The organism is Yersinia antarctica (genome assembly GCF_056636475.1).
On sequence record NZ_JBSJQF010000001.1, the window covers coordinates 830,322 to 854,558 of the forward strand.

Here is a 24,237-nt window from a genome sequence, read left to right on the forward strand (position 1 = left end):
CAGTAGCAACTTGGAAGACAGCAAGTATATAGCGAGCGGCGATGTTATGACCCACACATTAGAGCAATACCACCTTGTGCGCCGTCTGCGCCAACAAATCAGCCACCGTGCTGACCAGATAGCTTTGCGTGAATGGTCACCCGAGGGTGAAAAACAACTAAGCTGGCAGCAGGTTGACACGCATGTCACCCGGATTTCAGCAGCTTTGTTATCCCTCGGGGTTGCCATTCAGGAGCGTATTGGGATTTTTGCCAACAACAGTATGACTTGGTCGTTGGCGGATTTAGCTATTTTACAGTTGCGTGGCGTCAGCGTCCCACTGTATGCCACCAATACCAGCACTCAGGCTGCTTATGTGCTCAATGATGCCGATGTGCGTATTTTATTTGTCGGTGGACAGACACAATTTGATGTTGCTGCAACACTAAAGCCGCTGTGCCCGCAACTTGCTCAAATTATTGTATTAGACCCCGCAGTCGATTTGCGCGGTTGTGAATATGCCCAACACTTAGCTGATTTTGAGCAACAACCTGATGCGGTCCAACAGCACCTACTCACTACGCGTATAGATAGTTGCGACTTAAATGATTTATTCACACTGATTTATACCTCGGGTACCACGGGTGAACCTAAAGGTGTGATGCTGGATTACCGTAATATGGCAGCCCAGCTTTATTTGCACGATCAGCGCTTAACCCTGACAGCAGAGGATGTCTCTCTTAGTTTCCTGCCGTTATCCCATGTGTTTGAGCGGGCGTGGAGCTTCTATGTAATGCATACCGGCGCGCAAAATGTCTATATCAGCGACACTGATTGGGTGCGCTCGGCAATGCAGGCAGTAAAGCCGACAGTGATGTGTGCCGTCCCTCGTTTTTACGAGAAGGTATTCAGTGCCATCAATGACAAAGTTGCTCTGGCAAAATGGCATCGCCGGCTATTGTTTCGCTGGGCGGTAGGTCGGGGTGAGCGCAAATTCCAAAGCCTGCAACGTGGGGAAACATTATCATTGCTATCCGAACAGATGTACCAGTTGGCGGATCGTCTGGTGTTGAGGAAATTGCGAGGGGTGTTGGGGGGTAGAGTGCGCTTTTTACCGGCCGCCGGTGCTCGGTTAGATGACAATATCATCCTGTTTTTCCAGTCCATCGGTATCAACATTAAGTACGGCTATGGCATGACCGAAACCTGTGCCACCGTCTCTTGTTGGGAAGAGCACGACTTCCGGTTCGGCTCTATCGGTAAGCCATTACCGGGGATTGATGTGCGTTTGGGCGCAGAGAATGAAATTCAGGTACGTGGCCCGATTGTGATGCGTGGTTACTTTAATAAACCGCAACAGACGGCAGAGTCGTTCACCGAAGATGGTTGGCTCAAAACGGGGGATGCCGGGGCGTTGGATGCTCAGGGTAATTTGTTTATCACCGAACGGCTGAAAGATTTGATGAAAACCTCCGGCGGCAAATACATTGCGCCGCAAATGATTGAGGGCACACTCGGTCAGGATCGTTTCATTGAGCAGGTCGCGATTATTGCCGATACGCGCAAATTTGTCTCAGCGCTGATTGTGCCCTGTTTTGAATCACTTGAAGAGTATGCCCGTTCGATAAACCTGAAATACCATGACCGGTTAGAGTTGTTACGCCATAGCCATATTGTCGGTTTGTTTGAACAAAGACTGAAAGATATGCAAAAAGAGTTGGCGATGTTCGAGCAGGTTAAGCGCTTTACGTTGTTACCACAGGCATTCACCATGGAAACCGGTGAACTGACACCGACGATGAAATTGCGTCGCAAAATCATTCTCCAGCGTTATCAGAATGAAATTGATTCGATGTACCGTGATTAATCGATAGTGTTATTACGTTGCTGTCTGTTGTTAACAGGCAGCCGCTGTTTTTCTGAACGTTCAGCACTTTCGCCACCTGGCTCGGTATCGCCCCCTGTTTTTCTTCCTCCGATGCATAAAAATTATCAGCCTAATTAAGTTCTATGATTGGTCATCTTGGCGGTGTTTAAACTAAGGTCACTCCTTAACAGGCAGTGTTTTATGTTTGGAATGTAAGCAAAAACAGAGCACGACCAACAGAATTGTCTTTAGCGCAGCGAATTGCCATTTGCCTGCCAGAAAATCTGACGTTATGTTAATAAGTTGGTTACGTTAAAAATAATAAATATAGGAATCAGGGCGTAGTGCCTTTCCTACAGGATCCCGTGGAAATGACTTCCCGTTATCCAATGAGCAAACAAAGCCTGGAGGCAAAACCCATGGAGATGTTGTCAGGAGCCGAGATGGTTGTCCGGTCGTTAATCGACCAGGGCGTGAAGCATGTATTCGGTTATCCCGGCGGGGCCGTACTTGATATCTACGATGCCCTGCATACGGTCGGCGGCATCGATCACGTGCTGGTACGCCATGAACAAGGCGCGGTTCACATGGCCGATGGTTATGCTCGGGCAACCGGTGAGGTTGGCGTGGTGCTAGTCACTTCCGGCCCTGGGGCGACCAATGCCATTACCGGTATTGCTACCGCGTATATGGATTCTGTACCGATGGTGGTGCTTTCCGGTCAGGTACCTAGCTCATTGATAGGTTACGATGCTTTTCAGGAATGTGACATGGTGGGGATCTCCCGCCCAGTGGTGAAACACAGTTTTCTGGTGAAGCGCACTGAAGATATTCCAATGGTACTGAAAAAAGCCTTCTATCTGGCATCGACTGGCCGCCCAGGTCCGGTCGTTATAGATTTGCCAAAAGATATCGTTGGCCCTGCGGTAAAAATGCCTTACGCCTACCCGGATCAGGTTAGCTTGCGCTCTTATAACCCCACGGTACAAGGCCATCGTGGGCAGATTAAACGCGCGCTGCAAACTATTCTGACGGCTAAAAAACCCATCATGTATGTCGGCGGTGGGGCGATTAATTCTGCCTGCCACGAAGAGCTGCTAGCTCTTGCTGAGCAACTGAATTTGCCGGTGACCAGCTCTTTGATGGGGCTGGGGAGCTTCCCGGGCACTCATCGCCAAAGCGTGGGTATGTTGGGGATGCACGGGACATTCGAAGCCAATATGGCGATGCACAATACGGATCTGATTTTTGCCGTTGGCGTGCGCTTTGATGACCGAACCACCAATAATCTGGCGAAATACTGTCCGAATGCCACTGTGGTACACATTGATATCGACCCGACTTCAATTTCGAAAACCGTAAATGCCGATATTCCGATTGTTGGTGATGCCAAACAAGTCTTGGTACAGATGCTGGAGCTGCTGTCTCAGATTGATTGCACACAAGATTGCGATAGTTTGCGTGATTGGTGGCAATCCATCGAACAATGGCGTGCCCGTAATTGTCTGAGTTACAACAAAGACAGCGGAAAAATCAAGCCGCAGGCAGTGATCGAAACCCTACATCGCCTCACCAGCGGTGATGCTTATGTCACCTCTGATGTCGGTCAACACCAGATGTTCGCCGCACTTTATTATCCGTTTGATAAACCACGCCGTTGGATTAACTCAGGAGGCCTTGGGACGATGGGCTTTGGCCTGCCGGCAGCGCTTGGCGTTAAACTGGCGTTACCAGACGAAACGGTAGTTTGCGTTACCGGTGATGGTAGCATCCAGATGAATATTCAGGAGTTATCTACTGCACTGCAATATAATTTGCCAGTGCTCGTGCTGAACCTGAACAACCGCTATCTCGGCATGGTGAAACAGTGGCAGGATATGATCTACTCTGGCCGCCACTCACAGTCTTATATGGATTCGCTGCCTGACTTCGTCAAATTGGCTGAAGCCTATGGTCATATTGGTGTTTCCATCCGCACGCCGGATGAGTTGGAAAGCAAACTGGCTGATGCCCTGACACAATTATCCGAGACCAAGCGTTTGGTATTTGTAGATGTGACGGTTGATGAAACGGAGCATGTTTACCCGATGCAGATTCGTGGTGGTGGCATGGACGAAATGTGGCTTAGCAAAACGGAGAGGACATAATTATGCGCCGCCGGATTTTATCAGTTCTACTGGAAAACGAATCAGGTGCCCTCTCAAGGGTCGTGGGCCTGTTTTCTCAACGTGGTTATAACATTGAGAGTTTAACGGTTGCGCCGACCGACGATCCTACACTTTCCCGCATGACGATTCAGACCGTAGGTGATGCCAAAGTTCTGGAGCAGATAGAAAAACAGCTACATAAATTGGTGGATGTACTGCGCGTCAGTGAGCTGGTTTCTGGCTCGCATGTTGAACGTGAGATTATGCTGGTAAAGTTGCAGGCCAGTGGTTACGGGCGTGAGGAAGTGAAACGATGTGCGGAAATATTCCGTGGGCAAATTGTGGATGTTACCGCCACGCTCTACACCGTCCAACTGGCGGGCACCAGTGATAAACTGGATGCATTCCTCAATGCGGTGCGGGAAGTGGCAGAAATTGTTGAAGTTGCCCGCTCAGGCATTGTCGGTGTGTCACGTGGTGACAAGATTATGCGTTAATGAAACTTATTAACACTGACTAATCTCCAATAATCAGGCTCGGCAGGTGTGTCGGGCTTTTTTTTTCTTATTTTTTAACCGAGATAGCGTTATAGGGCGGTTAAAGCGGTTGCTCAATAGTGAGTTCTGCGGTTAGATCTACGTTGTGCTATATCCGTAGTTAAACTATGTCTATAAATCGTGTGTTTTAGCCTGTAACACTGCGGTTTATTGGCGTATTGAGAAATGCTGGGATATTTAGCTCTGGCAGACATCATGCCTTTCATCACTTTATTGGGTTTATAAGGGGTTAATGTGAAACTGGATGAAATCGCGCGTCTTGCGGGTGTTTCGCGTACAACGGCCAGTTATGTCATTAATGGCAAAGCGAAACAGTACCGAGTCAGCGATAAAACAGTAGACAAAGTTATGGCGGTTGTCAGGGAACATAACTATCACCCAAATGCTGTTGCGGCAGGATTGCGCGCGGGCAGAACCCGCTCCATCGGTTTGGTGATCCCGGATCTTGAGAATACCAGCTATACCCGCATTGCAAATTATCTGGAACGCCAGGCGCGCCAGCGCGGTTATCAACTGTTGATAGCCTGCTCGGAAGATCAACCAGATAACGAGATGCGTTGTATCGAACACCTGTTACAGCGTCAGGTTGATGCCATTATCGTTTCTACCGCATTGCCCCCTGAGCACCCTTTTTACCAGCGCTGGGCTAATGATCCATTGCCAATAATTGCATTGGATCGGGCGCTAGATCGGGAGCATTTCATTAGCGTCGTCGGCGCGGATCAAGAAGATGCACTGATGTTGGCACAAGAACTGCGTGCCTTCCCGGCGGAATCTGTATTGTATTTAGGCGCGCTGCCGGAACTATCAGTCAGTTTCTTGCGTGAGATGGGATTCCGTGAGGCGTGGAAAGATGATCCACGTAAAGTCGATTACCTGTATGCCAATAGCTACGAGCGCGAAGCTGCCGGTGTGCTGTTTGCGCAGTGGCTTAAGACCCACCCAATGCCACAGGCGTTGTTTACCACCTCATTCCAGCTACTACAGGGCGTTATGGATGTTACCTTAAAGCAAAGTGGGCGTTTACCCAGTAATCTGGCGATTGCTACTTTTGGTGATAACGAGCTGCTGGACTTCCTTGAGTGCCCAGTACTGGCGGTGGCACAGCGTCATCGCGATGTTGCCGAGCGTGTACTGGAGCTGGTATTAGCCAGTCTGGATGAACCGCATAAACCGAAACCGGGTTTAACCCGTATTCGCCGCAATTTGTTCCGCCGTGGCAGTTTGAGCCGCAAGTAACCGAGTAATAAACATTTCGGTTAGGACGCTTAATACCCAATAGATTTTATGGTGCAGGAGGCGGCAGCGGCCTCAACGAGGTGAGGCCCATGGATGGGCCGAGTAGTGAGCACAGCCAACACACCTGCACCATGAAAGATGGCGGGTATTCAAATATAGCCCGCCACGCGGAACAATCGACGGCAATATTCCAGGAAATAGCCGTAAGCCACACCCATCGCCATTGAAACCAACGCGTTACTGGTAACCGCTGTAGTGATTTGCTCTAAATCAGCCCCGACCGACCACAAAATTATGGCATAAACTGGAGACTGGAAGCTGACATAGGCCAGTAAGTCTGCCAGATTCCTTGCCCAAAAATACTTGCCGGCATGATGACGCGCAAAGCGGATAAAAGCATCCCGATACACCCCATAAGGCCAGGCAATAAGGATATTGACCGGTATTGAAACCAGGCGAGAAGAAAGAGACTGCTGGAAGGTCATTCCCGAGATCACGATTTCAATTATCATGCCGATGACAAAACAATACACTACCAGTGCAAAAGTATCGGCTGCGGCACTACGCAGACGGGACCCAGTTGAAAACATTGTCATTAACTCCCTACTTGGGGGAAAAATCTGCCAAAACGCCAATTGATGAGATTATTGGCAGGGTTTATATATTGCTAATCATTTTAATGGCAGGTGATTGTATTGCTTTTTTGCTTTTGATGTAGTTTACAGTGCTATTGTTTGTAATATAACCAGCTCAAAATTTTTATTTTTAACATTTGGCTGATTTTTATACTTTGTACTGTGAGGAATTGAGCTTTTGGCGGTTTTTTAAATGGTAAGGTATCTTGTTTTACTTTAAAAACAGATAGTTGTGTTTCTCCGTTATCAGCAGAGGGGGGCCGGCAAAGGTCAGTCAAATTTAAAATAATGAGTGAGGCAAAAACTAAATCATTCAATTTTGCTAATTTAAGATTTATCTGTCTGAAGGCATTCATATTTCAGTGATGCTCGGAAATAGACACCAATAATTTATTTCAAAATAGATTAATCCCCGTCGGTTAATTGAAGTAAAATGTCGCGCCAGTAACACTTGTTGTTCTCAAGGTTATTATTGTGTTGCTGTGGGTTTTGCCGTCGATTACCGCTGTTTTTCCTTAGGGGACGCCAGCGGCAGCGGGTTTTGTGCTCAGGCTGTTTATTTTTAGACCGTACAATTTTCATACTAAAAATGAGACATTCCTTGCAGAAGGAAATAATGAGACAATTAATCGACAATTAATTATTTATTTAAGTAGCTGGAATTACTGGCGGAAAAATAGCCCGTTTATCATGACGTTAATTTCTATTACAACCACTAAAATAGCCCCTTCTACGAGATATATCTCAAAAACGGCCCATAAATATTGTCAAAGCGCATCGGCTCTGGCTTGACAAGGTTTTCATACCATCCGTAAACTCTTTAATGTGGGGATTTGTGGGGTAAAGTGGCGAATTGGGTCATGAAGGGGTAACTCAGTCATGTTTCGTGGTGCAACGATGGTTAACCTCGACAGTAAAGGGCGGCTTGCCGTACCTACCCGTTATCGGGATTTACTGAATGAGGAATCGCAGGGCCAGATGGTCTGTACCATAGACCTTCACCAACCATGCCTGTTGCTTTATCCACTCCCTGAATGGGAAATCATTGAACAAAAATTATCCCGTCTGTCGAGCATGAATCCGGCTGAACGTCGGGTTCAGCGTTTGCTGTTAGGGCACGCCAGTGAATGTCAGATGGATGGTGCTGGGCGCTTACTGATCGCAGGAACACTGCGACAGCATGCCGGGCTGAATAAAGAAGTGATGCTGGTTGGGCAGTTCAACAAGTTTGAACTGTGGGATGAACAGACCTGGTATCAACAAGTCAAGGATGACATCGACGCAGAACAGTCCACTCAGGAACCATTGTCTGAGCGGCTACAGGACTTATCGCTATAAGCATGGTAGATAACAACAAAATTGTAGATAACAACTACAAGCATACAAGCGTATTGCTGGATGAGGCGGTAAATGGCCTGAACATCCGCGATAACGGCATCTATATTGACGGAACTTTTGGCCGTGGTGGCCATTCGCGTCTGATTCTGTCCCAGCTTGGGCCAGAAGGGCGTCTGATTGCAATTGACCGTGACCCACAAGCTATCGAAGCGGCAAAATCTATTACAGATCCGCGTTTCTCTATCGTACACGGTCCTTTTTCCGAGTTAGCACATTATGTGCGAGAGCTGGACTTAGTGGGCCGGATTGACGGTGTATTGCTGGATCTCGGGGTTTCATCACCACAGTTGGATGACCCTGAGCGTGGTTTCTCTTTCATGCGTGACGGGCCGTTGGATATGCGCATGGACCCCTCCCGTGGATTATCAGCTGCTGAATGGTTGATGAAAGCCAGCGCTGATGATATCGCGTGGGTGCTGAAAACCTTTGGTGAAGAGCGTTTTGCCAAGCGTCTGGCCAAAGCCATTGTTGAGCGCAACCTTACTCAACCGATGACTCGTACCAAAGAGCTGGCGGATTTGATTGCCAACGCCAGCCCATTTCGCGAAAAGCACAAACATCCTGCTACCCGTAGCTTCCAGGCTATTCGTATCTATATCAATAGTGAGTTGGAAGAGATTGAGCGCGCACTTGATGGCGCACTTGAAGTCCTGGCCCCTGCGGGCCGTTTGTCAGTAATTAGCTTCCACTCTCTTGAAGATCGCATTGTTAAAAACTTTATTCGTCATCACAGCCGTGGACCACAGGTGCCGGCGGGGTTGCCATTGACGGAAGCGCAGTTGCGCAGCATGGGTGGGCGCACATTGAAATCGGTTGGCAAGATGATGCCTCCAGATGCTGAAGTGGCTGAAAACCCACGGGCACGAAGCTCGGTATTGCGTTTTGCCGAGAGGATTAAAGAGTGATAGGCAGCGAACGCCACGGTTTAGTTGGGGTCATCGGCGGTGATTTAATCCGCAATGCGAAGATCCCGTTGATTTTACTGATCGCGGTGTTGGTATCTGCTGTTTTCGTGGTAACCACCGCCCACCGTACACGCTTGTTGACCGCAGAGCGTGAGCAGTTGGTGCTGGAGCGGGACGCGCTCGATATCGAGTGGCGTAACCTGATTCTGGAAGAGAATGCGTTGGGTGACCACAGTCGTGTGGAAAGTATCGCGACTGACAAATTGAAAATGCAACATGTTGATCCATCACAAGAAAATATTGTGGTTAAACAATAAATTTCTCCAATAAATAAAGGAATGAGTCGCCACCATGACGCCTAGCAGCCAAGGTAACGGATGAAAGCAACGCGCCCCGGGAAGTTAAAGCGCCAGGAAGAACAAGCCAGCTTTATTAGCTGGCGTTTTGCGTTGCTGTGCGGCTGTATTTTATTGGCATTGGTCGGTTTGATGTTACGTACTGCATACCTGCAAGTGATTAACCCTGACAGACTGGTGCGTGAGGGTGATATGCGCTCGTTACGGGTACAGGAAGTGCCGACAGCCCGTGGCATGATCAGTGACCGTTCAGGTCGCCCGTTGGCGGTTAGCGTGCCGGTTAATGCGGTTTGGGCAGATCCGAAAGAGCTGACCGAGCGCGGGGGTATTACGTTAGATACTCGCTGGAAAGCGCTATCGGATGCACTGGAAATCCCACTGGATCAATTGGCGGCCCGGATTAATGCTAACCCGAAGGGACGTTTCGTGTATCTGGCGCGTCAGGTTAATCCCGCGATTGGCGACTATATCCATAAACTGAAACTCCCCGGTATCTATTTGCGCCAGGAATCACGCCGTTACTATCCGGCAGGCCAAGTGATGGCACACATTATCGGTGTGACCAACATCGATAGCCAAGGTATCGAAGGGGTTGAGAAAAGCTTTGACCGTTGGCTTACCGGGCAACCGGGTGAACGTACGGTACGTAAAGACCGCTATGGCCGTGTCATTGAGGATATCTCTTCTGTCGATAGTCAGGCAGCACATAATCTGGTGTTGAGTGTTGATGAGCGTTTACAGGCGCTGGTGTATCGCGAATTGAACAATGCGGTGGCATTCAACAAAGCAGAATCAGGCACTGCGGTGCTGGTAGATGTGAGTACCGGCGAAGTATTAGCCATGGCGAATAGCCCGTCTTATAACCCGAATAACCTGACCGGAACGCCGAAAGATGCTATGCGTAACCGGGCGATAACCGATATTTTTGAACCCGGCTCCACAGTGAAGCCCATGGTAGTGATGACGGCATTGCAGCATGGCGTTGTGAAAGAAAACAGTGTGCTGAACACCTTGCCGTACTTTGTTAACGGTCACCAGATTAAAGACGTGGCCCGTTATGCAGAACTATCTGTGACCGGGATCTTGCAGAAGTCGAGTAACGTCGGCGTTTCTAAGCTGGCGTTAGCGATGCCATCCTCAGCGTTAGTAGATACTTACTCACGGTTTGGGTTTGGGAAAGCGACCAATTTGGGGTTGGTCGGAGAAAGCAGTGGCTTATATCCTAAAAAACAACGGTGGTCTGACATAGAGAGGGCCACCTTCTCTTTCGGCTACGGGCTAATGGTAACACCGTTACAACTAGCGCGAGTCTATGCAACCATCGGCAGCATGGGGATTTATCGCCCGCTGTCGATCACTAAAGTTGACCCGCCAGTGGCCGGTGAACGCGTTTTCCCAGAACCGTTGGTTCGTACCGTGGTTCATATGATGGAAAGCGTGGCATTACCTGGCGGCGGGGGCACCAAAGCCGCCATTAAAGGCTACCGTATTGCCATTAAAACCGGTACCGCCAAGAAAGTTGGCCCGGACGGTAAATATATGGATCGATACCTCGCTTACACCGCCGGCGTAGCGCCCGCGAGTAACCCTCGATTTGCTCTGGTTGTGGTCATCAATGACCCGCAGGCAGGGAAATATTACGGTGGTGCGGTTTCTGCACCGGTGTTCGGTGCCATCATGGGCGGCGTCCTGCGTACTATGAACATTGAGCCAGATGCGTTACCCACCGGTGATAAAAGCGAATTAGTGATTAATACAAAAGAGGGTTCAGGTGGCAGATCGTAACTTGCGCGACTTACTCGCTCCTTGGGGGCTAGACGTCCCGGAGCGGGCGCTACGGGAAATGACATTAGACAGCCGTGTTGCCGCTGCCGGGGATTTGTTTGTCGCCATTGTCGGCCATCAGACGGACGGGCGTCGCTATATCCCGCAAGCCATTGCACAAGGTGTTGCGGCAGTGGTCGCTGAAGCCGATGGTGTAGCGCCGGATGCCAGTGTGGTAGAGATGCACGGCATTCCTGTTATTTATTTGCGTAATTTGAATCAACATTTATCCAAGCTGGCGGGGCAATTCTACCATCAGCCGGGTACAGCATTACGTTTGGTCGGTGTGACGGGGACCAACGGCAAAACCACCACCACCCAACTACTGGCACAATGGAGTCAGGCACTGGGGGAAACCAGCGCGGTAATGGGTACAGTTGGCAATGGTCTGTTAGGGCAAGTGATTCCGACGGAAAATACCACCGGTTCAGCGGTTGATATTCAACATTTACTGCGCAATTTGGTTGAGCAAGGGGCTACTTTTGCGGCGATGGAAGTTTCTTCCCACGGTTTGATTCAGAACCGCGTAGCCGCATTGCCGTTTGCAGCAGCAGTGTTTACTAACTTAAGCCGCGATCATCTGGATTATCACGGTAATATGGCGAGTTATGAGGCGGCAAAATGGTTGCTGTTCTCCACCCATCAATCCGAACATAAAATTATCAATGCTGATGACGAAGTCGGTCGCCGCTGGTTAGGGCAGTTGCCGCAAGCAGTCGCTGTCAGCATGGAAGACCAGGTTCCTACGGGCTGGAATGGCCCATGGTTATCGGCGAGTAACGTTGATTATCACGATAACGGTGCCAGCATCACTTTTGACTCAAGCTGGGGCGAAGGCCAATTAGAAAGCCGTCTGATGGGGGCGTTTAACGTCAGTAATCTGCTGGTGGCACTGTCAACCCTCCTTTCTCTGGGGTATCCGTTAGCACAATTATTAGCAACAGCACCAAGCCTGCAACCGGTGTGCGGGCGTATGGAAGTGTTTAACGCGCCCGGTAAGCCGACGGTGGTCGTGGATTATGCCCACACCCCGGATGCCTTGGAAAAGGCCCTGGCTGCGGCCCGCTTACACTGTAAAGGCCAGTTGTGGTGTGTGTTTGGTTGCGGTGGTGATCGTGACAAAGGTAAGCGCCCACTTATGGGCGGTATCGCAGAACAACTGGCGGATCGGGTGGTCATCACCGACGATAACCCGCGCAGTGAAGAGCCGCAGGCTATCGTGGCGGATATTCTCAGTGGCTTGCTGAATGCCGGGCATGCATTGGCAATTCATGGCCGTGCTGAAGCGGTGACCAGTGCCATTATGCAAGCCAAAGAAGAAGATGTCGTGCTGGTGGCGGGTAAAGGACATGAAGATTACCAATTAGTGGGTAATCGCCGCCTGGATTATTCAGACAGAGTTACCGTCGCCCGTTTATTGGGGGTGATGGCATGATTAAGGTCTCACTGCATTTCCTGTCTACGCTGCTTAATGCTGAATATATTGGCAGTGAAAACGTCGACATCACCGAAGTGACCATTGATACCCGTAAGGTCACACCGGGGTGTTTGTTCGTGGCGCTGAAAGGCGAGCGTTTTGATGGGCATGATTTTGCAGAAGATGCTGTTGCCGCAGGTGCAGGCGCTTTGCTGGTAAGTAAACGCTTACTGGTGGGGGCCCCTCAGTTAGTGGTCAAAGACACTCGTCTGGCACTGGGGCAATTTGCTGCGTGGGTGCGTGAGCAAGTGCCTGCTCGGGTGGTGGCTTTAACCGGCTCATCCGGTAAAACCTCGGTAAAAGAAATGGTTGCCGCCATTTTGCGTCAATGCGGAAATGTGCTGTATACCGCCGGTAACTTCAATAACGATATTGGGGTGCCACTGACTTTACTGCGTTTGACGCCTGAACATGATTTTGCCGTGATTGAGTTGGGTGCTAATCATGTGGGCGAAATCGCCTACACCACGGATTTAAGCCGCCCTGAAAGTGCTTTGGTTAATAATTTAGCGGCCGCTCATCTGGAAGGTTTTGGTTCACTGGCAGGGGTGGCGAAGGCCAAAGGTGAAGTTTTTGCCGGGTTGCCTGCTAACGGGACGGCAATTATTAATGCTGACAGCAATGACTGGCCGCATTGGCAGGAAATGCTGCACAACAAGCGCGTTTGGTATTTTTCACCTCGCGGCGCAGAAGATATCGATTTCTATGCCAGTGATGTGCGTATTACACCACAGGCGACACATTTTACCCTGCATTCGCCATTTGGCACTATAGCCATCGAATTACCACTGCCGGGGCGGCACAATATTGCTAACGCCTTGGCTGCAACGGCGTTAGCCATGTCGGTTGGCGCTGATTTAGCTGCCGTCCGCCAAGGGCTGGCACAATTACAAGCTGTACCGGGCCGTTTATTCCCGATTCAATTATCGGCAGGTAAATTGCTGCTCGATGACTCCTACAACGCCAACGTCGGTTCTATGACTGCCGCGGCCCAAGTGTTGGCAGATATGCCCGGCTACCGTGTGTTGGTGGTGGGGGATATGGCCGAATTGGGTGATACCGCTGTGGATTGTCATCGCCAGGTGGGTGAGGCGGCCAGACAGGCGGGAGTCGATAAAGTGCTGAGTGTTGGCACATTGAGTCAAACACTGAGTGATGCGAGCGGCAACGGCGAACATTTTCAGGATAAGAACACATTGGCAGCCCGTGTGAGTGAATTGCTGCTCGAACATCCGGTTATCACCGTCTTAATTAAAGGTTCACGTAGCGCCGCCATGGAAAATGTCGTGCGTGCGTTACAGGAGAATGCATCATGTTAGTTTGGTTGGCTGAATACTTAGTAAAATTTTACTCGGGCTTTAACGTCTTTTCCTATTTGACGTTCCGAGCGATTGTCAGTCTGTTGACGGCACTGCTTATTTCTTTGTGGATGGGGCCGCACCTGATTGCTTATTTGCAGAAATTGCAGATTGGCCAGGTAGTACGTAACGATGGGCCAGAGTCACACTTCAGTAAACGCGGCACGCCGACCATGGGCGGCCTGATGATTCTGTTCTCTATCACCATTTCAGTGCTGATGTGGGCTTACCCCTCCAATCCGTATGTCTGGTGTGTACTATTCATTCTTATCGGTTATGGCATCGTCGGCTTTATCGATGATTATCGCAAAGTAGTGCGTAAAAACACCAAAGGGTTGATCGCCCGCTGGAAGTATTTCTGGCAGTCAGTGATTGCCCTGGCGGCAGCATTCGCCATGTACAGCATCGGTAAAGACACCGCGGCTACCGAGCTGGTGGTGCCATTTTTCAAAGACGTCATGCCGCAACTGGGTTTGATGTATATCTTGCTGGCTTACTTTGTGATTGTCGGTACCAGTAACGCGGTGAACCTGACTGACGGATTAGATGGTTTGGCCATTATGCCGACCGTGTTCGTCGCCGGTGGTTTTGCCTTGGTTGCCTGGGCGACAGGTAACGTGAATTTCGCCGCATACCTGCACATTCCTTATCTACGCCATGCCGGTGAACTGGTTATTGTCTGTACCGCGATTGTGGGGGCTGGGCTGGGCTTCTTATGGTTTAACACCTATCCGGCACAGGTCTTTATGGGGGATGTCGGCTCGTTGGCCTTGGGCGGTGCGTTAGGCACCATCGCGGTGTTAGTGCGCCAAGAGTTCTTATTGGTGATTATGGGCGGGGTATTCGTGGTTGAAACGCTGTCGGTGATCCTACAGGTAGGTTCCTTTAAGTTGCGTGGGCAGCGTATTTTCCGCATGGCCCCGATTCATCACCATTACGAACTTAAAGGCTGGCCAGAACCACGGGTTATCGTGCGTTTCTGGATTATCTCGCTGATGCTGGTGCTGATTGGCCTAGCGACGCTGAAGGTGCGGTAATTATGGCTGATTATCAGGGTAAAAAAGTAGTCATTATCGGGCTGGGGCTAACCGGCCTTTCCTGCGTTGATTTCTTTATGGCGCGCGGGGTTACGCCGCGTGTGATGGATACCCGTATTAATCCGCCAGGCCTGGATAAATTGCCGGAAAGCGTTGAGCGCCATGTCGGTGACCTTCATCAGCAGTGGTTATTAGATGCAGATTTGATTGTGGCCAGCCCAGGCATCGCGCTGGCACATCCTGCCTTGAGTGACGCTGCCGAGGCCGGTGTCGAGATTGTCGGCGATATCGAGCTGTTCTGTCGTGAGAATCAGGCGCCTGTAGTGGCGATTACTGGCTCTAACGGTAAAAGTACCGTGACCACGCTGGTGGGCGAGATGGCTAAAGCGGCGGGCTGGCAGGTTGGCGTCGGTGGCAATATCGGTGTTCCGGCACTGACGTTATTGAAACAAGAAAACCAACTGGTAGTACTAGAGCTGTCGAGCTTCCAGTTGGAAACCACTTCAAGCTTGCATGCCAGTGCGGCCACCATCTTGAACGTAACAGAAGATCATACCGACCGTTATCCGTTCGGTTTGCAGCAATATCGCGCAGCTAAACTGCGAGTCTATGAAAACGCTAAAGTTTGTGTGGTGAATGCCGATGACGCGCTTACCATGCCGGTGCGTGGCGCTGATAGCCGCTGTATCAGCTTTGGTGTGGATGTGGGTGACTACCACCTGAATAAGCAACAGGGGGAAATTTGGCTGCGGGTTCGGGGTGAGAAAGTATTGAATACCCGTGAAATGAAATTGACCGGTCGCCATAACTATACCAATGCGTTGGCAGCACTGGCGCTGGCTGATGCTGTGGGGATTCCCCGCTCGTCAAGTTTGAAAGCATTGACCACCTTTACCGGTTTATCACACCGCTTCCAACTGGTGTTTGAGCACAATGGCGTGCGTTGGATTAATGACTCTAAAGCCACCAATGTTGGCAGTACGGAAGCAGCGTTGGATGGCTTGCAGGTTGACGGTACCTTGCATTTATTGTTGGGCGGCGACGGTAAATCCGCTGATTTCTCTGGGTTGACGCGTTTTCTACAAGGCGACCATATCAAAATTTACTGCTTTGGCCGTGATGGTGAGCAACTGGCTGAACTGCGCCCTGAGGTCTCTCAGCTTACCGAGACGATGGAACAGGCCATGGTACTGCTTGCGCAGAGACTGGCTCCGGGGGATATGGTGTTGCTGTCTCCTGCTTGCGCCAGTTTGGACCAATTCCGCAGTTTTGAACAACGTGGTGATGAGTTTGCTCGCCTGGCAGAGGAGTTGGGCTGATGCGCATGCCGGGGCTGGGGCTGTTTAATACCGTAAAACATTTTGTGATGGGATCGCGCGAAAGCGACACCACCAGCATGGTGCTTTACGACAGAACCTTGCTGTGGCTGACATTCGGTTTGGCGATTATCGGTTTTGTGATGGTGACATCGGCATCAATGCCGATTGGTCAGCGTCTGGCTAGTGATCCCTTCTTATTTGCCAAACGTGATGCTCTCTATCTGGCACTGGCATTGGGTTTGTCGCTAGTGACATTACGTATCCCAATGGAGGTTTGGCAGCGCTATAGCAATATTATGTTGCTGATTTCGATAGTAATGTTGCTGGTAGTGTTGGTGGTGGGTAGCTCGGTAAACGGTGCATCACGCTGGATTTCATTGGGGCCGCTGCGTATTCAGCCAGCGGAATTATCCAAGCTGTCACTGTTTTGTTATCTGGCCAGCTATCTGGTGCGTAAGGTTGAAGAGGTTCGCAGTAATTTCTGGGGCTTCTGTAAACCGATGGGGGTCATGGTTATTCTGGCGGTGTTACTGCTGGCACAGCCTGATCTAGGCACGGTGGTGGTGCTGTTTATTACCACGCTGGCGATGCTGTTTCTGGCTGGCGCGAAAATGTGGCAGTTTTTGGCGATTATCGGCTCTGGTGTGTTTGCGGTTTGTCTGCTGATTGTTGCTGAACCCTACCGTATGCGCCGTGTGACATCCTTCTGGAATCCATGGGCGGATCCGTTCGGTAGTGGTTATCAGTTAACCCAGTCGCTGATGGCTTTTGGCCGTGGTGAATTCTGGGGGCAAGGCTTAGGTAACTCAGTGCAGAAACTGGAGTATTTACCGGAAGCGCATACCGACTTTATTTTCTCGATTTTAGGCGAGGAACTGGGGTATTTCGGTGTGGTTCTGGCACTGTTAATGGTATTCTTCGTCGCTTTTCGTGCTATGTCCATCGGCCGTCGCGCGTTGGAGATAGATCAGCGATTTTCTGGCTTTTTGGCTTGCTCAATCGGCGTCTGGTTCAGTTTTCAGGCACTGGTTAACGTTGGGGCTGCTGCCGGAATGTTGCCGACTAAAGGGTTGACCTTACCACTGATCAGTTACGGTGGTTCGAGCTTGATTATTATGTCAACGGCAATTGTGCTGTTGCTACGCATTGATTTTGAAACACGCCTGGCAAAAGCCCAGGCGTTTGTAAGGAGTGCCCGATGAGTGGCAAGACCAAGCGTTTAATGGTGATGGCTGGTGGCACCGGGGGGCATGTCTTCCCCGGATTGGCCGTGGCACATCATCTGATGGCGCAAGGCTGGCAGGTGCGTTGGCTCGGCACCGCAGACCGAATGGAAGCGTCATTGGTACCCCAAAATGGCATTGAGATTGATTTCATCCAGATTTCTGGTCTACGCGGCAAGGGGCTAATGGCGCAACTGATGGCACCAGTGCGGATTTATCGTGCGGTGCGTCAGGCCAAGAAAATCATGCGTGACTACCAGCCGGACGTGGTGCTAGGCATGGGCGGTTATGTTTCCGGTCCCGGTGGTTTGGCGGCATGGCTGTGCGGTATTCCAGTGGTGTTGCATGAGCAAAATGGCATTGCCGGTTTGACTAATCGCTGGCTAGCCAGAATTGCCAAAAAGGTGTTACAGGCCTTCCCCGGCGCATTCCCAAATGCTGATGTGGTGGGTAATCCGGTTCGTACCGATGTTCTTGCGCTGCCATTGCCGGCGCAACGTTTGGTCGGCCGTGAAGGCCCGGTTCGTGTGTTGGTTATCGGTGGTAGCCAAGGCGCGCGGGTGCTAAATCAGACAATGCCGCAGGTTGCCGCACAGTTGGGTGAGAAAGTCACGCTGTGGCATCAGGTAGGTAAAGGCGCATTGCCAGAGGTATTACAGGCATACCAGCAAGTCGGGCAGGGCGATGATAAGCATAAAATTACTGAGTTTATCGACGATATGGCAGCCGCTTATAGTTGGGCCGATGTGGTGGTGTGCCGTTCAGGTGCGCTGACGGTCAGTGAAATTGCCGCCGCAGGTTTACCGGCGATTTTTGTGCCGTTTCAGCATAAAGACCGGCAGCAATATTGGAATGCACTGCCGCTGGAAAAGGCCGGTGCGGCCAAGATTATCGAGCAGCCGCAATTTAGCGCCGAGGCGGTCAGCAGCTTATTGGAACAGTGGGATCGAGCAACCTTACTGACTATGGCTGAACAGGCAAGGTCCGTGGCTATCCCGGACGCTACTGAGCGCGTAGCTGCTGAAGTGGTCGCGGCCAGTAAGTAATAGTAAAAATAGATAATGAACAGCAGGTAGTTAGGTTAATGCGGGCTGTGAATATGCAACAGACAAAAAAGTGAAGAGAAACGTGAATACACAACAACTGGCGAAACTACGAACTATCGTGCCCGAGATGCGTCGCGTCCGGCACATTCACTTTGTTGGCATCGGTGGTGCCGGCATGGGTGGTATCGCTGAAGTGTTGGCTAACGAAGGTTATCAGATTAGCGGTTCAGATTTGGCACCTAACCCGGTCACTCAGCATTTGGCCTCTTTGGGCGCACAAATCTATTTCCATCACCGTCCTGAAAACGTTCTGGACGCCAGTGTGGTCGTGGTTTCAACTGCAATCTCTGCGGATAATCCAGAGATAGTTGCGGCTCGCGAGGCGCGTATTCCGGTGATCCGCCGCGCAGAAATGCTGGCAGAGTTGATGCGTTTCCGTCATGGCATTGCGGTTGCAGGCACTCACGGCAAAACCACCACCACGGCGATGGTTTCCAGTATCTATGCTGAAGCCGGTCTGGATCCAACCTTTGTTAACGGCGGGTTGGTGAAAGCGGCAGGGACCCATGCTTGTCTTGGGTCCAGCCGTTACCTGATAGCAGAAGCCGATGAAAGTGATGCGTCATTTTTGCATCTGCAACCGATGGTGGCGATTGTCACCAATATCGAAGCCGACCATATGGATACTTATCAGGGCGACTTTGAGAACTTAAAACAGACGTTTATTAACTTTTTGCATAACTTGCCATTCTATGGCCGTGCGGTGATGTGTATTGACGATCCCGTGGTGCGCGAGTTGCTACCGCGAGTAGGCCGCCACATTACCACCTACGGTTTCAGTGATGATGCCGATGTGCAGATCGCCAGCTACCGGCAGGAAGGCCCACAGGGGCACTTCACGCTCAAACGCTTGGATAAGCCATTGATGACGGTGACCTTGAATGCACCGGGTCGTCATAACGCGCTGAATGCAGCGGCGGCGGTGGCTGTGGCGACAGAAGAAGGTATTGAAGACGAAGATATTCTGCGCGCGTTGGCAGGGTTCCAGGGGACTGGTCGCCGCTTTGATTTCCTCGGCAACTTCCCGCTGGCACCGGTCAATGGCAAAGAAGGCAGTGCGATGCTGGTTGATGACTACGGCCATCATCCAACTGAAGTGTATGCCACTATTAAAGCTGCGCGCGCGGGTTGGCCGGATAAGCGCATCGTGATGGTTTTCCAGCCGCACCGTTATACCCGTACCCGTGACCTGTACGACGACTTCGCCAATGTGTTATCGCAGGTTGATGTGCTACTGATGTTGGATGTGTACGCTGCCGGTGAACCGCCGATCCCTGGGGCTGATAGCCGCTCGTTGTGCCGCACCATCCGTAATCGTGGCAAGTTAGACCCAATTTTGGTTTCAGACAGTGAAACCGTGCCTGAAATTTTGGCGCAAGTGCTGAACGGCGATGACCTGATTCTGATTCAGGGCGCGGGTAACATTGGTAAAATTGCCCGTAAATTGGCTGAGCTTAAATTGCAGCCACAGATAAAAGATGAGGAACATCATGGCTGAGAAAGTCGCGGTACTGCTGGGTGGTACCTCCGCTGAACGTGAAGTGTCATTGCTATCAGGTCAGGCGGTATTAGCGGGCTTGAGAGAAGCAGGTATCGATGCCCATGGGATTGATACCCGAGACTTCCCAGTGACTCAGCTTAAAGAACAGGGCTTCGATAAGGTCTTTATCGCTTTACATGGCCGTGGTGGTGAAGATGGCACCTTGCAAGGGGTACTGGAATTCCTGCAACTGCCTTATACCGGCAGTGGCGTGATGGCGTCAGCCCTGACGATGGACAAATTACGCACCAAATTGGTGTGGCAGGCTTCAGGTCTGCCGATTTCGCCTTATGTCGCGTTGAATCATCAACAGTTTGAAACACTTTCGTCAGAGGAATTAGCGGCGGGTGTCGCTAAGCTTGGCCTGCCATTAATTGTTAAGCCAAGCCACGAAGGCTCCAGTGTTGGCATGAGTAAGGTTGATCACGTCGATCAATTGCAGAGTGCCTTGGTTGAAGCTTTCCGTCACGACAGTGATGTGCTGATAGAGCAATGGTTGAGTGGCCCGGAATACACCGTCGCGATCCTCGGTGATGATGTTTTACCATCAATCCGTATTCAGGCCCCCGGCGTGTTCTATGATTATGAAGCCAAGTATCTGTCTGACGAAACACAATATTTTTGCCCAAGCGGTTTGAGCAATGAGTTGGAGCAACAATTGGCGACGCTGGCATTGCAGGCTTATCAGGCGCTGGGTTGCAGCGGTTGGGGCCGGGTAGATGTCATGCAAGACAGTGACGGCAGTTTTTACCTGCTTGAAGTGAACACTTCACCGGGTATGACTAGCCACAGTTTAGTGCCGATGGCAGCCCGCCAGTCAGGGTTGAGTTTCTCCCAACTGGTCGCTCGAATTTTGATGTTGGCTGACTGATATGTCGCAAGCTGCCCTGAATGCGCGTGAACGTGCGGCTGAAAACAGCGTGGCCCGACGCAGTAACGGAGGCCAACTAGCAGGTCTGATTTTCCTGCTAATGGTTCTGGGTACCATGCTCTGGGGTGGGTGGGTCGTAGTGGGGTGGATGAAAGATGCCAGCCGACTGCCACTGTCAAAACTGGTGGTGACCGGTGAGCGCCATTACACCACCAATGATGATATTCGCCAGGCAATTCTGGCATTAGGCGCACCGGGTACCTTTATGACGCAGGATGTGAACATCATCCAGCAGCAGATTGAAAGGTTGCCTTGGATTCAGCAGGCCAGTGTGCGTAAACAGTGGCCGGATGAGCTGAAAATCCATCTGGTGGAGTATGTGCCTTTTGCTCGCTGGAATGATTTGCATATGGTTGATGAGCAAGGGCGGTCATTTAGTGTGCCGTCCGAGCGGGTCGGCACACAGAAATTGCCATTACTGTATGGTCCGGAAGGCAGTGAACAGGATGTCCTGGAAGGCTACCGGGCAATAAATAAGGTGTTAGCGGCCAATAAATATCAGCTAAAGATGGTGGCGATGAGCGCCAGGCATTCTTGGCAGTTGGCCTTAGATAATGATGTTCGGCTGGAGCTGGGACGGGATGACCGGATGGGGCGTTTGCAACGTTTCATCGAGTTATATCCGATGTTGCAACAGCAGCCAGATAAACGAGTCAGTTATGTTGATTTGCGATATGAGACAGGGGCTGCAATAGGTTGGGCTCCGGTATTTATCGGCAGTCAGGGTGGTGAGCCACCAATAAATGGCCAGCAGAACAGTAATCCGCAACAGAATCAGGCACAGGCAAAACAACAATGATCAAGTCGACGGACAGAAAACTGGTAGTAGGTCTTGAGATCGGCACGGCAAAGGTCTCCGCATTGGTAGGGGAAGTTCTGCCCGATGGCATGGTCAATATTATTGGGGTCGGCAGTTGCCCATCCCGTGGCATGGATAAGGGTGGGGTTAATGATCTTGAATCGGTAGTGAAATGCGTGCAGCGCGCTATCGATCAGGCTGAGTTAATGGCGGATTGCCAAATTTCATCTGTTTATTTGGCGTTATCGGGTAAACATATCAGTTGCCAGAATGAAATAGGGATGGTTCCTATTTCAGAAGAAGAAGTAACTCAGGAAGATGTAGAGAACGTAGTGCATACCGCGAAGTCGGTGCGTGTGCGTGATGAGCATCGTATCCTGCACGTTATTCCACAGGAATATGCCATCGATTATCAGGAAGGCATCAAAAATCCTGTTGGTCTGTCTGGCGTGCGGATGCAGGCTAAAGTGCACCTGATTACCTGCCATAACGATATGGCGAAGAATATTGTTAAAGCGGTGGAACGTTGTGGTCTGAAAGTGGACCAACTGATTTTCGCCGGTTTGGCAGCAAGTTATGCAGTATTGACTGAAGATGAGCGTGAGCTGGGGGTCTGTGTCGTTGATATCGGCGGTGGCACCATGGATATGGCGGTTTATACCGGTGGCGCTTTACGGCACACCAAAGTTATCCCTTACGCCGGGAACGTGGTCACCAGCGACATAGCTTATGCTTTTGGTACGCCGCCTACAGATGCGGAAGCGATTAAAGTTCGGCACGGCTGTGCGCTCGGGTCGATAGTCAGCAAGGACGAAAGTGTAGAAGTGCCAAGTGTTGGCGGACGCCCTCCCCGTAGTCTGCAAAGACAGACACTCGCTGAGGTTATAGAACCACGCTACACCGAGTTGCTGAATTTAGTTAATGACGAGATTTTACAATTGCAGGAGCAGTTGCGTCAGCAAGGCGTGAAGCATCATCTGGCAGCCGGTATCGTGCTGACTGGCGGTGCTGCACAAATTGATGGGCTGGCTGAATGCGCACAACGGGTGTTCCATGCCCAGGTTCGTATCGGTCAACCGCTCAATATCACCGGGCTGACGGATTATGCACAGGAACCTTATTACTCCACTGCTGTTGGGTTATTGCATTACGGTAAAGAATCTCATCTCAGTGGTGAGTCAGAAGTAGAAAAACGTGCCTCAGTGGGCAATTGGTTTAAACGTATCAATAGCTGGCTGAGAAAAGAGTTTTAATGTTTCAACAAAGAGATCATGCTGAACATATTTTTTGATCTCGAAGCGACAGGCACAAAACGGAGAGAAACTATGTTTGAACCTATGGAACTAACCAATGACGCGGTGATTAAAGTCATCGGCGTCGGTGGTGGCGGTGGTAATGCCGTCGAACACATGGTGCGCGAGCGCATCGAAGGTGTTGAATTCTTCGCCGTTAATACAGACGCTCAGGCGCTACGTAAGACGGCTGTTGGCCAAACCATCCAAATTGGTAGCGGTATTACCAAAGGGTTGGGTGCTGGCGCGAACCCAGAAGTGGGTCGTAATTCAGCCGAAGAAGACCGTGAAGCTCTGCGTGCAGCTCTTGAAGGCGCGGACATGGTCTTTATCGCCGCAGGTATGGGTGGTGGTACCGGTACTGGTGCTGCTCCTGTTGTTGCCGAAGTGGCAAAAGAACTGGGTATTCTGACAGTCGCCGTGGTTACCAAGCCTTTCAACTTCGAAGGCAAGAAACGCATGGCATTTGCTGAGCAGGGTATTGCTGAGTTGTCCAAGCATGTGGACTCACTGATCACTATCCCGAATGACAAATTATTGAAAGTTCTGGGGCGTGGCATCTCTTTACTGGATGCATTCGGTGCAGCGAACGACGTATTAAAAGGTGCTGTTCAGGGGATCGCCGAATTGATTACCCGCCCAGGCCTGATGAACGTTGACTTTGCCGACGTGCGCACAGTGATGTCCGAAATGGGTTATGCCATGATGGGCTCCGGTGTGGCTTGTGGTGAAGATCGTGCAGAAGAAGCAGCAGAAATGGCTATCTCCAGCCCGTTGTTGGAAGATATCGACCTGTCTGGTGCTCGTGGTGTGTTGGTTAACATCACTGCTGGTTTCGATTTACGTTTGGATGAGTTCGAAACTGTGGGTAATACTATCCGTGCATTCGCGTCCGACAATGCCACCGTTGTTATCGGTACATCGTTAGACCCGGAAATGAACGACGAACTGCGCGTAACTGTTGTTGCGACCGGTATCGGCATGGATAAACGCCCAGAAATTACGCTGGTTACCAACAAGCAGACTCAGCCTGTGATGGACCATCGTTACCAGCAGCATGGCATGTCACCTTTACCTCAGGAAGTTAAACCTGCGGCTAAAGTGGTCAATGACCCGACTGCTCAAACCAATAAAGAGCCCGATTATTTGGATATCCCGGCATTTTTGCGTAAGCAAGCCGATTAATTTTCGAATATTTGGAATCTCCGCTCTTTGTGCTAAACTGTCCCACCGATCTTGTTATAAGCT

The 24,237-nt window shown here is 50.7% G+C and carries 21 protein-coding genes; 19 read left to right on the forward strand and 2 right to left on the reverse strand.

Features of this window, described 5'->3' with window-relative positions:
- Positions 1 to 46: 46 nt before the first annotated feature.
- The 4 genes from ACWJJO_RS03705 (at position 47) to cra (ending at position 5,789) form a co-directional block, all read left to right on the forward strand.
- Positions 47 to 1,846, forward strand: coding sequence for an AMP-dependent synthetase/ligase (locus ACWJJO_RS03705; protein ID WP_083160543.1), 1,800 nt, complete (start codon positions 47 to 49; stop codon positions 1,844 to 1,846).
- A gap of 419 nt (positions 1,847 to 2,265) precedes the next feature.
- A complete protein-coding gene (ilvI, locus tag ACWJJO_RS03710) occupies positions 2,266 to 3,993 on the forward strand; it encodes an acetolactate synthase 3 large subunit (RefSeq protein ID WP_083163874.1) in 1,728 nt (575 codons plus the stop codon).
- 2 nt (positions 3,994 to 3,995) lie between these two features.
- Entirely contained in the window at positions 3,996 to 4,490 is a 495-nt protein-coding gene (gene ilvN / locus ACWJJO_RS03715) for an acetolactate synthase small subunit (RefSeq protein WP_004388986.1), read from the forward strand.
- 294 nt (positions 4,491 to 4,784) lie between these two features.
- Positions 4,785 to 5,789 (forward strand): catabolite repressor/activator, encoded by a 1,005-nt coding sequence (gene cra / locus ACWJJO_RS03720; RefSeq protein ID WP_005181395.1) that lies wholly within the window; start codon positions 4,785 to 4,787, stop codon positions 5,787 to 5,789.
- Between the two features lie 149 nt (positions 5,790 to 5,938).
- Here cra and ACWJJO_RS03725 read toward each other — a convergent pair whose 3' ends face one another.
- Complete coding sequence (locus ACWJJO_RS03725; RefSeq protein ID WP_193784727.1) at positions 5,939 to 6,379, reverse strand: L-alanine exporter AlaE; 441 nt, start codon at positions 6,377 to 6,379, stop codon at positions 5,939 to 5,941.
- A 137-nt stretch (positions 6,380 to 6,516) separates the two neighbouring features.
- Entirely contained in the window at positions 6,517 to 6,780 is a 264-nt protein-coding gene (locus tag ACWJJO_RS03730) for a hypothetical protein (RefSeq protein WP_420072765.1), read from the reverse strand.
- Positions 6,781 to 7,303: 523 nt separating this feature from the next.
- Here ACWJJO_RS03730 and mraZ point away from each other — a divergent pair.
- From mraZ to ftsZ, 15 genes are all read left to right on the forward strand, one after another.
- A complete protein-coding gene (gene mraZ, locus ACWJJO_RS03735) occupies positions 7,304 to 7,762 on the forward strand; it encodes a division/cell wall cluster transcriptional repressor MraZ (RefSeq protein ID WP_004875568.1) in 459 nt (152 codons plus the stop codon).
- A gap of 2 nt (positions 7,763 to 7,764) precedes the next feature.
- Positions 7,765 to 8,727: a 16S rRNA (cytosine(1402)-N(4))-methyltransferase RsmH gene (rsmH, locus tag ACWJJO_RS03740; protein WP_083160537.1), complete on the forward strand. Its 963-nt coding sequence runs from the start codon at positions 7,765 to 7,767 to the stop codon at positions 8,725 to 8,727.
- Positions 8,724 to 9,044 (forward strand): cell division protein FtsL, encoded by a 321-nt coding sequence (gene ftsL / locus ACWJJO_RS03745; RefSeq protein WP_083160535.1) that lies wholly within the window; start codon positions 8,724 to 8,726, stop codon positions 9,042 to 9,044. The genes rsmH and ftsL overlap by 4 nt, the downstream gene beginning before the upstream one ends.
- Positions 9,045 to 9,104: 60 nt before the next feature.
- Positions 9,105 to 10,868 (forward strand): peptidoglycan glycosyltransferase FtsI, encoded by a 1,764-nt coding sequence (locus tag ACWJJO_RS03750; RefSeq protein ID WP_083160533.1) that lies wholly within the window; start codon positions 9,105 to 9,107, stop codon positions 10,866 to 10,868.
- Positions 10,855 to 12,342, forward strand: coding sequence for a UDP-N-acetylmuramoyl-L-alanyl-D-glutamate--2,6-diaminopimelate ligase (murE, locus tag ACWJJO_RS03755; protein ID WP_481090651.1), 1,488 nt, complete (start codon positions 10,855 to 10,857; stop codon positions 12,340 to 12,342). The genes ACWJJO_RS03750 and murE overlap by 14 nt, the downstream gene beginning before the upstream one ends.
- Positions 12,339 to 13,703, forward strand: coding sequence for a UDP-N-acetylmuramoyl-tripeptide--D-alanyl-D-alanine ligase (gene murF / locus ACWJJO_RS03760; RefSeq protein WP_420072763.1), 1,365 nt, complete (start codon positions 12,339 to 12,341; stop codon positions 13,701 to 13,703). The genes murE and murF overlap by 4 nt, the downstream gene beginning before the upstream one ends.
- Entirely contained in the window at positions 13,697 to 14,779 is a 1,083-nt protein-coding gene (gene mraY / locus ACWJJO_RS03765; protein ID WP_481090652.1) for a phospho-N-acetylmuramoyl-pentapeptide-transferase, read from the forward strand. Before murF ends, mraY begins: the two co-directional genes overlap by 7 nt.
- A 2-nt stretch (positions 14,780 to 14,781) precedes the next feature.
- Positions 14,782 to 16,098, forward strand: a complete 1,317-nt coding sequence (gene murD / locus ACWJJO_RS03770; protein ID WP_083160527.1) for a UDP-N-acetylmuramoyl-L-alanine--D-glutamate ligase — start codon at positions 14,782 to 14,784, stop codon at positions 16,096 to 16,098.
- Entirely contained in the window at positions 16,098 to 17,300 is a 1,203-nt protein-coding gene (gene ftsW, locus ACWJJO_RS03775) for a cell division protein FtsW (RefSeq protein ID WP_083160525.1), read from the forward strand. Before murD ends, ftsW begins: the two co-directional genes overlap by 1 nt.
- Positions 17,297 to 18,367 (forward strand): undecaprenyldiphospho-muramoylpentapeptide beta-N-acetylglucosaminyltransferase, encoded by a 1,071-nt coding sequence (gene murG, locus ACWJJO_RS03780; protein WP_083160523.1) that lies wholly within the window; start codon positions 17,297 to 17,299, stop codon positions 18,365 to 18,367. The genes ftsW and murG overlap by 4 nt, the downstream gene beginning before the upstream one ends.
- Positions 18,368 to 18,449: 82 nt before the next feature.
- Positions 18,450 to 19,925 carry a UDP-N-acetylmuramate--L-alanine ligase gene (gene murC, locus ACWJJO_RS03785; protein ID WP_481090653.1) on the forward strand — a complete coding sequence of 492 codons (1,476 nt, stop codon included), beginning with the start codon at positions 18,450 to 18,452 and terminating at the stop codon, positions 19,923 to 19,925.
- A complete protein-coding gene (locus tag ACWJJO_RS03790) occupies positions 19,918 to 20,838 on the forward strand; it encodes a D-alanine--D-alanine ligase (protein ID WP_083160519.1) in 921 nt (306 codons plus the stop codon). The genes murC and ACWJJO_RS03790 overlap by 8 nt, the downstream gene beginning before the upstream one ends.
- A gap of 1 nt (position 20,839) precedes the next feature.
- Positions 20,840 to 21,697 carry a cell division protein FtsQ gene (gene ftsQ / locus ACWJJO_RS03795; protein ID WP_083160517.1) on the forward strand — a complete coding sequence of 286 codons (858 nt, stop codon included), beginning with the start codon at positions 20,840 to 20,842 and terminating at the stop codon, positions 21,695 to 21,697.
- Positions 21,694 to 22,950, forward strand: coding sequence for a cell division protein FtsA (gene ftsA, locus ACWJJO_RS03800; RefSeq protein WP_002210431.1), 1,257 nt, complete (start codon positions 21,694 to 21,696; stop codon positions 22,948 to 22,950). Before ftsQ ends, ftsA begins: the two co-directional genes overlap by 4 nt.
- Positions 22,951 to 23,022: 72 nt before the next feature.
- Positions 23,023 to 24,174 carry a cell division protein FtsZ gene (gene ftsZ / locus ACWJJO_RS03805; RefSeq protein ID WP_004389003.1) on the forward strand — a complete coding sequence of 384 codons (1,152 nt, stop codon included), beginning with the start codon at positions 23,023 to 23,025 and terminating at the stop codon, positions 24,172 to 24,174.
- Positions 24,175 to 24,237: the final 63 nt, after the last annotated feature.